The 9,312-nt window shown below is 72.3% G+C and carries 8 protein-coding genes and 2 pseudogenes; 7 read left to right on the top strand and 3 right to left on the bottom strand.

Annotated elements, in window-relative coordinates; translation table 11 throughout:
* Positions 1-316, bottom strand: a pseudogene (locus FHG89_RS28940) (peptidase M23); the annotation flags it as partial.
* Positions 317-738: 422 nt separating this feature from the next.
* On the opposite strand from FHG89_RS28940, the gene FHG89_RS28935 reads away from it, so the two are divergent.
* From FHG89_RS28935 to FHG89_RS34505, 4 genes and pseudogenes are all read left to right on the top strand, one after another.
* Positions 739-1,659, top strand: coding sequence for a proteasome assembly chaperone family protein (locus tag FHG89_RS28935; protein WP_139587579.1), 921 nt, complete (start codon positions 739-741; stop codon positions 1,657-1,659).
* Positions 1,660-1,696: 37 nt separating this feature from the next.
* Positions 1,697-2,494, top strand: coding sequence for an exodeoxyribonuclease III (locus FHG89_RS28930; RefSeq protein WP_139587578.1), 798 nt, complete (start codon positions 1,697-1,699; stop codon positions 2,492-2,494).
* Between the two features lie 18 nt (positions 2,495-2,512).
* A complete protein-coding gene (locus tag FHG89_RS28925) occupies positions 2,513-2,830 on the top strand; it encodes an antibiotic biosynthesis monooxygenase family protein (RefSeq protein WP_139587577.1) in 318 nt (105 codons plus the stop codon).
* Between the two features lie 236 nt (positions 2,831-3,066).
* A pseudogene (locus FHG89_RS34505) lies at positions 3,067-3,159 on the top strand (alpha/beta hydrolase); the annotation flags it as partial.
* Between the two features lie 360 nt (positions 3,160-3,519).
* On the opposite strand, the gene FHG89_RS28915 reads toward FHG89_RS34505, so the two are convergent.
* Together FHG89_RS28915 and FHG89_RS28910 are read right to left on the bottom strand one after the other, a co-directional pair.
* Positions 3,520-4,242 carry a class F sortase gene (locus FHG89_RS28915; protein ID WP_425280237.1) on the bottom strand — a complete coding sequence of 241 codons (723 nt, stop codon included), beginning with the start codon at positions 4,240-4,242 and terminating at the stop codon, positions 3,520-3,522.
* Positions 4,243-4,420: 178 nt separating this feature from the next.
* The gene (locus FHG89_RS28910; RefSeq protein WP_139587575.1) at positions 4,421-5,041 is read right to left on the bottom strand and encodes a hypothetical protein; all 621 of its coding nucleotides are present in this window, start codon (positions 5,039-5,041) and stop codon (positions 4,421-4,423) included.
* A 208-nt stretch (positions 5,042-5,249) separates the two neighbouring features.
* Between FHG89_RS28910 and trmB the strand changes: the two genes are divergently transcribed.
* The 3 genes from trmB to FHG89_RS28895 all read left to right on the top strand — a co-directional run bounded on the left by trmB (position 5,250) and on the right by FHG89_RS28895 (position 9,245).
* Positions 5,250-5,870, top strand: a complete 621-nt coding sequence (gene trmB / locus FHG89_RS28905; protein ID WP_244295963.1) for a tRNA (guanosine(46)-N7)-methyltransferase TrmB — start codon at positions 5,250-5,252, stop codon at positions 5,868-5,870.
* 76 nt (positions 5,871-5,946) lie between these two features.
* Complete coding sequence (locus FHG89_RS28900) at positions 5,947-8,460, top strand: DEAD/DEAH box helicase (protein WP_139587573.1); 2,514 nt, start codon at positions 5,947-5,949, stop codon at positions 8,458-8,460.
* A gap of 155 nt (positions 8,461-8,615) precedes the next feature.
* Positions 8,616-9,245 (top strand): hypothetical protein, encoded by a 630-nt coding sequence (locus FHG89_RS28895; protein ID WP_139587572.1) that lies wholly within the window; start codon positions 8,616-8,618, stop codon positions 9,243-9,245.
* The last annotated feature ends 67 nt before the right edge of the window (positions 9,246-9,312 follow it).

Below are 9,312 nucleotides of genomic sequence, written 5' to 3'. Positions count from 1 at the left end.
GGGTGGCGGAGCGCTCGAGTCCCCGCGACGCGCTCTGCTCCCCGGCGCGCTGCAGCAGCTCGGTGCTGCCGGCGCGGGCGTCGCCGCGGGCCGGGACGGCGTCGTCGTCACGGACCTGCGCGACCGCGGCCAGGCCGAGGCAGCACACCACGCCGGTGGCCACGGCCACCTGTGCCCGGCGTCGACCGATCAGGTCCCGGGCGTACGCCCGGAGGCGACTCGCGGTGGTTGTCCGTTCGGTTGAGGTGCCGTCCTCCATATCGGCAGTGGGGCTGCTCGGGGCGTACGGGTCGTCGAGGGTGCCGTCGTCACGCATCAGCCGAGGCTAGGCAGGCCGATCCGCCGATCACGCACGGTGATCACGTGGCGCTCGCCACAGATCCGGGGTGTGCTGGTGGACGACAGGGAAGCCTCGACCCGCCCGGGGAACGTACCTCGCGTACCGGATGAAGCAGGCGGGGCACGCAGGCCGGCACGCCCGGCGACAGCCCGGGACATCGGACCGCGGGCCTTGACATGATCGACAAACTCGGCCTTTGGGCGGAACCACCACTCCACCGTTCAGGCGACCCGGACCACCCGGTGGCGTAATCGGGTGATTGGTCCGGTCACGCTCGTCCGCCGGGCGACGGATCGCCCGAAGCAGGAATGCACCAGGATGGCGGGTACGTTGCCCGAACCGGGTGCCGTCCGTCGCGTCGGCATCCGAGTAGGCACATTCCAGGGAGGTCCGCACCGGTGCTCGACCCACACGAGCTCTACCAGCTCACCGACGACCTGCCCGACCTCGGGCAACCGGTCCTGATCCAGGCCCTCACCGGCTTCGTGGACGCCGGCAACGCCAGCCGACTGGCCCGCGAGCAGCTCCTCACCTCGCTGGAGGGCCGGCCGATCGCCACCTTCGACGTGGACCAGCTCTTCGACTACCGCTCGCGACGGCCGGTGATGACCTTCGTGGAGGACCACTGGGAGAGCGTCGACGCGCCCAAGCTGGAACTGCACCTGTTGCACGACGACGACGAGACCCCCTTCCTGCTGCTCACCGGTCCCGAGCCGGATCTGCAGTGGGAACGGTTCGTGGCGGCCGTCGCCGGGCTCACCGCCCGACTCGACGTCCGGCTCACCGTGGGGCTCAACTCGATCCCGATGGCGGTGCCGCACACCCGACCGACAGGGGTGACCGCCCACGCCACCCGCCCCGAACTGATCGCCGGGTACGAGCCCTGGCTGCAACGGGTCCAGGTGCCCGGCAGCGTCGGTCACCTGCTGGAGTTCCGCCTCGGCGAGCAGGGCCGCGACGCGCTCGGCTTCGCCGCCCACGTGCCGCACTACGTGGCGCAGACCGAGTACCCGGCCGCCGCCGAGGTGCTGCTCACCTCCGTGTCCCGCAGCACCGGGCTGCTGCTGCCCGGCGACGGGCTCCGCTCGGCCGCCGAGGTGGTCCGGGTGGAGATCGACAGGCAGGTGGCCCAGACCGAGGACGCCGCCGCCCTGGTCCAGGCCCTGGAGGAGCAGTACGACACGTTCGCCCGGGGTCGGGGCGAGAAGAACCTGCTCGCCGCGGAGGCCGGACCGTTGCCCACCGCCGACGAACTCGGCGCGGAGCTGGAACGCTTCCTGGCCGAACAGACCCGTCCCGGCGACACCCCGGGCAGCTGACCCGGCGGCGGGGCGGCGGATGCGGCAGGCTGGAGTCATGCGCCTGGCGACCTGGAACGTGAACTCGGTGAAGGCCCGACTGCCCCGGCTGCTGGAGTGGCTGGCCGGCACCGGACCGGACGTGGTCTGCCTCCAGGAGACCAAGTGCCCGGACGGCGCCTTCCCGGTGGCCGAGGTGGGCGAGCTGGGCTACACGGTGGCCAGCCACAGCGACGGCCGCTGGAACGGGGTGGCCATCCTGTCCCGGGTCGGGTTGGACGACGTCCGGGTCGGGTTCGCCGGTGAGCCCGGCTTTCCCGAGCCGGAGGCCCGGGCCATCTCCGCCACCTGCGACGGGGTGCGGGTCTGGTCGGTGTACGTGCCCAACGGGCGGACGCCCGACGACCCGCACTACGCGTACAAGCTGGCCTGGTTCGCGGCGCTGCGGGACGCGTTGGAGGCGGAGCTGGTCGCCGGGCTGCCGCTGACCGTCTGCGGCGACTTCAACGTCGCGCCGACCGACGCCGATGTGTGGGACCCGGCCGTCTTCACCCACTCCACGCACGTCACCCCGGCCGAGCGGGCGGCCCTCGCGGCGCTGCGCGACCTGGGCCTCGCCGACGTGGTGCCCACCCCGATGAAGGGGCCGCACCCGTTCACCTACTGGGACTACCGCGCCGGCATGTTCCACCAGAACAAGGGCATGCGGATCGACCTCGTGTACGCCTCCGCGCCGTTCGCCCGGGCGGTCCGCTCGGCGTACGTCGACCGCGAGGCCCGCAAGGGCAAGGGCCCCTCCGACCACGCCCCGATCGTGGTCGATGCGGACCTGGTGCCCGCGGTCGAGACGTTCTGAGCTGGCTAGGGTGGGCAGATGGCAGTCGTGAAGATCAACGCAATCGACGTTCCGCCGGGCGCCGGCGCGGAGCTGGAGAAGCGGTTCGCCGCACGGGCCGGCGCGGTGGAGAACTCCCCCGGCTTCCTCGGCTTCGAACTGCTCCGGCCGGTGGCCGGCGAGACCCGCTACTTCGTCTACACCAAGTGGGAGAGCGAGGAGGCGTACCAGGCGTGGGCCGCCGGCCCCGCGCGCGCCGCGCACGCCACCGCACCCGGCGACAAGCCCCGCCCGCCGGTCTCCAGCGGCGCCAGCCTCCTGGAGTTCGAGGTGGCCCTGCACGTCCCCCAGCCCTGACGGCCTGCCGATCCTGGGCTCGACCGAATGCCGACCGGGCGGCGACCTGCGCTGATAGCGTCCGGCCATGTTCGAGGGGTTCGAGGAGTTCGACGTCGACACGTCCGGCGCCACGATCCACGGACGCACAAGGTGGCGCCCCGGCTCGCCGAGCAGTTCACCGTCGTCGCCACCGACCTGCGGGGCTGGGGCGACAGCAGCACACCGCCGAGCACGCCGACCACGAGCCGTACGGGATGCGGGCCATCGCCCGCGACCAGGTCGAGGTGATGCGGAGCCTGGGTCACGACCGGTTCCACCTGGTCGGCCACGATCGCGGAGCCCGGTGCGCGTACCGCCTCGCGCTCGACGCGCCGGACGTCGTCACCCGGTTGGCCGTCATAGACGTCGTGCCCATCGGGGACGTGTACGACCGCGCCGACAAGGTGCAGCCTGTCCTACTGGGTCTGGTCCTTCCTGGCCGCGCCGGCGCCGGTGCCCGAGCGGTTCATCGCCGCAACGCCCGAGGTGCTTGTCGACTACATGCTGGAGACCTGGCCGGAGGTCAAGGACGCCTTCCCCGCCGAGGGCCTCCTGGACTTCCTGAGCTGAGACGCGGTAGTGGATCCACTCGGGTTCGGCGATGTGGGGGTGTCGGCGCTGCCGGGACAGCACGACTTCGCCGATCTCGTGGATCAAGCCCGGCGAGGTCAGGGCTTGCGGGAGGACTGGAGGCTGGCGAAGGCGATCACGTTGTCGGCGTAGCCGGTCCGGCCGCCGATGAACTGGCCGCCACAGGTGATCAGGCGCAGGCCGGGGGGTCCGTCGTGGCCGTAGATCCGTTCGGCGGGCAGCCGGTCCTTCGGGAAGTGCTCGACGGTGTCGACCTTGAAGACCACCGTCGAGCGGTCCGCCCGGGCCACCTCGATCAGGTCGCCGGGCTTCAACCGGCCCAGGTCGTAGAAGACCGACGGGCCGCTCTTGGTGTCCACGTGTCCGACGATCACCGCCGGGCCGGGCTCGCCGGGCGTGGGCCCGCGGTCGTACCAGCCGGTCTCGTTGTGCCGCTCCAGCGGCGGTACGGCGATCGAGCCGTCCCGGGCCTGCCCGACCGGCGCCACCGGCGCGGCCACCTTGATCGCCGGGACCGTGAGACGCACCGGACGGCTGGCCGACAACCCGACCGACTCGCTGCGGGCCGGCCGGTCACCCCCGGCCGGAGCCAGGTCGAACGGCCCGACCGAGCGGCCCAGCCCCGCCCCGGTGGCGAAGACGCCGACCAGCACCAGCACCACGGCCAGCGGCACCGACCAGGGGCTTCGGCCGGACTGGCGGCTACGCCGAGGCGCGACGGCGGTCGGCGGGCGCGCGGCAACCGCCGGGCGAGCGGCGGTTGCTGGACGGGCGGCCCCTGACGGGCGTTCGGGATCCAGCGGGCCGTCGGAGTCCAGCCAGCCGTCGTCCACAGGCAGTCGTACCCGGTCAGGGGGCGACGCGGGACGACCGGCGGGCGATGGGCGCGCACCAGCGGGCGGCGACGCGGGACGGCCGGCGGGCGGCGGACGGGAACCGGGTGGCGGCGGCGTGGGGCGGAAGATCTCCATGGCGGGCTCAGCGGCGCGCGGCGGCTCGGACGGTCCGTGGCCGGCGCAGCGCCACGACGGCGAGGATCAGCCCGGTGACGGTCAACGCCGCTCCGCCGGACAGCAGCAGCTTGCCGGTCATGCCGTCGGCGCCGCCGCCGAAGCCGGTGGCCGGGCCGCGACTCGGGTACGCCGGCACCTTCTTGACCACCTGGAGCATGGTCGAGGCGGTCTCGCCGTCGCGGCACTCCAACTTGACCCGGTAGTTGCCGGGGCGGGTGCGCTCCCGCACCATCGGCGCGGCGGTGAGCAGGCCATTCTGCGGCTGTACGCCGATCGCGCCGAACGCGTCGGAGACCACGGTGGCGCCGACCCAGTTGTCCCGGCAACTGGCCCGGATGCCCACCAGGTAGCCGGGCTGCACGGTGCTGGGGCTCACCTCTACGAAGATGTCCACCGGCGGGTTGGGTCGCGGCTGGCCGCTCGGCGCTCCGGGCTGAGGCGCGGGCCCCGCCGCCCCGGCCACCGCGGCCACAGGCACAACCGCCGCCGGCGCGGGCACGGCGAACGCGGGCGCGGCGGTCAGCAGGGGGCCGGCGAGGACGGTCAGCACCGACAGGGTCACACCGCCGCGGGTCACTGTCACGATGCCCCCTCTCGACGCCGTGTGGGCGTGCCGGGCAGCGGACCGCCCGGCCTGCCGTACCAGTTGGATCCTCTCATTTCCGGTCGCACATCACATCCGATCCGCCGGCGGCGTCGCGTACGCTCGGGTCGCTGTGACCGCCACCGAACATGACCCCGCCGTCCCGCCCGCGAGCCGGACGATCCGCACGTTCCACCCCCGCCGGGGCCGGATGAGCGGCCGGCAGACCGACGCGCTGGACCGGCTGTGGCCCCGCTACGGCCTGGACGTGTCGGACGAGCCCGTCGACCTGGCCGAACTGTTCGGTCGCCGAGCGCCAGTGGTGCTGGAGATCGGCTCGGGGATGGGCGACAGCACCGCCGTGATGGCCGCCGCTGACCCGGATCGAGATTATCTGGCGGTGGAGGTGCACACGCCGGGAATCGCGAACCTCCTCGACCTGGTGGACCGTGGTGGGCTGGGCAACGTCCGGGTGGCCCAGGGTGACGCGTTGGAGCTGGTCAGCGGCCTGCCGGAGGGCGTCCTGGACGCCGTGCACATCTTCTTTCCCGACCCCTGGCCCAAGGCCCGCCACCACAAGCGGCGGATCATCCAGCCGGCGCACGTGGCGCTGCTGCGCTCCCGGCTGGTCCCGGGCGGCACGCTGCACTGCGCCACCGACTGGGCGGAGTACGCCGAGGCGATGCGGGAGACCCTGGACGCCGACCCGGAGCTGGTGGACACGTACGGCGGCTTCGCGCCGCGTCCGGCGCACCGCCCGGTGACGAAGTTCGAGCGGCGGGCGCTCACGGCCGGCCGGCCGGTCGCCGATCTGATCTACCGCCGACGGTGACGGGCCGGCCCGCACGGGGGTCCGCCGGAGGCCGGGTTGGCGTACCGGGGCATGATCCAGGCACCATGGACGGGATATGACGCTCACCGCCGCGCTGCCGACAAGCGCCGACCCCGACACCCTCTTCGACGCGTTCGCCGGCTGGGCGAAGGAGCGCGGCCTCGACCTCTACCCCCATCAGGAGGAGGCGGTCATCGAGATCGTCTCCGGCGCCAACCTGATCATGAACACGCCCACCGGCTCGGGTAAGAGCCTGGTGGCGATCGCCGCGCACTTCGCCGCCCTCGCGGACAGCCGGACGACCTTCTACACCGCGCCGATCAAGGCGCTGGTGTCGGAGAAGTTCTTCGCCCTCTGCGAGGTCTTCGGCGCCGAGAACGTCGGCATGCTGACCGGTGACGCCAGCGTCAACGCCGACGCCCCGATCATCTGCTGCACGGCGGAGATCCTGGCCAACCTGGCGCTGCGCGAGGGCGCCAAGGCCGACGTCGGCCAGGTGATCATGGACGAGTTCCACTTCTACGCCGAGCCCGACCGGGGCTGGGCGTGGCAGGTGCCGATCATCGAGCTGCCGCAGGCCCAGTTCGTCCTGATGTCCGCCACCCTGGGGGACACCACCCGGTTCGTCGACGACCTGACCCGGCGTACCGGGCGGCCGACCGCCGTCGTCCGCTCGGCCGAGCGGCCCGTCCCGCTGATCTTCTCGTACGCGATGACGCCGCTGCACGAGACGCTCGAGGAGCTGCTGGAGACCAAGCAGGCCCCGGTGTACGTCGTGCACTTCACCCAGGCCGCCGCGCTGGAACGCGCCCAGGCGCTGATGAGCGTCAACGTCTGCACCCGCGCCGAGAAGGACATGATCGCCCAGGCGATCGGCGGTTTCCGGTTCACCTCCGGCTTCGGCAAGACCCTGTCCCGGCTGGTCCGGCACGGCATCGGTGTGCACCACGCCGGCATGCTGCCCAAGTACCGCCGGCTCGTCGAGACCCTCGCCCAGGCCGGCCTGCTCAAGGTCATCTGCGGCACCGACACCCTCGGCGTCGGCATCAACGTGCCGATCCGCACCGTGCTGTTCACCGGCCTGTCCAAGTACGACGGCGTCCGTACCCGGCTGCTCAAGAACCGCGAGTTCCACCAGATCGCCGGGCGGGCCGGGCGTGCCGGCTACGACACCATCGGCCGGGTCGTGGTGCAGGCCCCCGAGCACGTCATCGACAACGAGAAGGCCCTCGCGAAGGCCGGCGACGACCCGAAGAAGCGCCGCAAGGTGGTCCGCAAGAAGCCGCCGGAGGGCTCCATCGGGTGGGGCCAGCCCACCTTCGACCGGCTCGTCGACGCCGAGCCGGAGCCGCTGACCTCCAGCTTCCAGGTCAGCCACTCGATGCTGCTCAACGTCATCGGCCGCCCCGGGGACGCGTTCACGGCGATGCGGCACCTGCTCACCGACAACCACGAGGAGCCGGCCGCCCAGCGCCGGCACATCCGCCGGGCCATCGCCATCTACCGGGCGCTGCGCGCCGGAGGGGTCGTCGAGGAGCTGCCCGAGCCGGACGAGACCGGCCGACGGATCCGCCTCACCGTCGACCTCCAGCTCGACTTCGCGCTCAATCAGCCGCTCTCGCCCCTGGCCCTGGCCACCATCGAGCTGCTCGACGCCGAGTCCCCGTCGTACGCGCTCGACGTGCTGAGCGTGATCGAGTCGATCCTCGACGACCCCCGGCAGATCCTCTCCGCGCAGCAGTTCAAGGCGCGCGGCGAGGCGGTGGCCGCGATGAAGGCCGAGGGCATCGAGTACGAGGCCCGCCTCGAACTGCTCGACGAGGTGACCCACCCGAAGCCCCTGGCCGAGCTGCTGGAGGCCGCGTACGAGATGTACCGGCAGGGGCACCCGTGGGTCGCCGACCACCAGCTCTCCCCCAAGGCCGTCGTCCGCGACATGTACGAGCGGGCCATGACCTTCACCGAGTACGTGCAGTTCTACGGGCTGACCCGCTCGGAGGGCCTGGTCCTGCGCTACCTGGCCGACGCGTACAAGACGCTGCGCCAGACCGTGCCCGAGGACGCCAAGACCGAGGAGCTGATCGACCTCATCGAGTGGCTGGGCGAGCTGGTCCGCCAGGTCGACTCCAGCCTCATCGACGAGTGGGAGCGGCTGCGCAACCCGTCGGACGTGGCCGAGGTGGCCCAGGCGCACGCCGCCCTCACCGACCGGCCACCGGCGGTGACGCGCAACGCGAGGGCCTTCCGGGTGCTGGTGCGCAACGCGCTGTTCCGCCGGGTCGAGCTGGCCGCGCTGCGCCGCTGGGACCTGCTCGCCGAGCTGGACGCCGCCGACGGCTGGGACTACGACGCCTGGGCCGACGCCCTCGCGCCGTACTTCGAGGCGTACGACTCGATCGGCGTCGGGCCGGACGCCCGGGGACCGGCGCTGCTCATGATCGAGCAGGGTCGGGAGCGGTGGACCGTGCGGCAGATCTTCGACGACCCGGACGGCGACCACGACTGGGGCATCAGCGCCGAAATCGACCTGGTTGCCTCGGATGAGGTAGGCGCGGCGGTCGTCCGCATCACCGACGTCGGCCAGCTCTAGCCGTCCTGCCGACAGGGGGCCGTCCGTACGCCGGGCGGCCCCCTTTGTCGCGTCTTCCGCACCGTCGTTTTCGCTGGGCGATGTCAGAGGTGTCGATTAGAATGTATGTACTAATCGAGTTCCTGACCTGCAGGATTACGACTGGGAGGACGCCCGTGACCGCGCCCGCCTCCACGCCCCTCACCCCCTACGCCACACTGCTCGGTTTCACCCGCTACGTCGACCGCACCGGCCCCACCAAGGCGACCTTCGTGGGCGGCCTGCGCAAGCAGCGCGCCAGCCGCTCCGGCTTCAACCCGCACGGCCCGTTCGTCAAGGCGCTCAAGGCCGACATCGCCTTCCACACCGGCGGCACCCACCTGGCCGGCGTGGTCGACGTGGTCAAGCCCCGCTGGCGCCCGCTCTACCAGGCGCTGGTGCCCGGCGCCACGGCCTGGCTGCACTCCCTCGGCGATCCGGCCGCCCTCGACCTGGCCCACACCCGCGACGCCCTGGCCATGCTGGGCGACCTCCCAGTCAAGATCAACCCCCATTTCGGGGTACGCCACGCCGACGGTCGCGCCGAGGCCGTTCGCCTGCACTTCGACGAGATCCCGCCGAGCGATGAGTCGGTGCTCGCCACCCTGCACCTGATGGCCCGACACATGGACGCGGTGCTGCCGCACGCCGAGCCGGTCCTTGTCGACGTCCGACGGGGCCAGGCCCACCGGATGCCCTCCGACGCCAAGCCCGACCACGCAACTGCGGAGGCCGACGAGGAGCTTTCGGCATGGGCTTCAGGCTGACCGATGTCCCGCACACCACGCTGCCCCTGTGGCTAACCATCGTCGCCACGTCACGCCAGCGCGCGCC

Source organism: Micromonospora orduensis (assembly GCF_006228125.1).
Classification (GTDB): Bacteria; Actinomycetota; Actinomycetes; order Mycobacteriales; family Micromonosporaceae; genus Micromonospora; species Micromonospora orduensis.
Note: the sequence above shows the minus strand (reverse complement) of the source record. Positions and strands in the feature narration are given on the sequence as shown.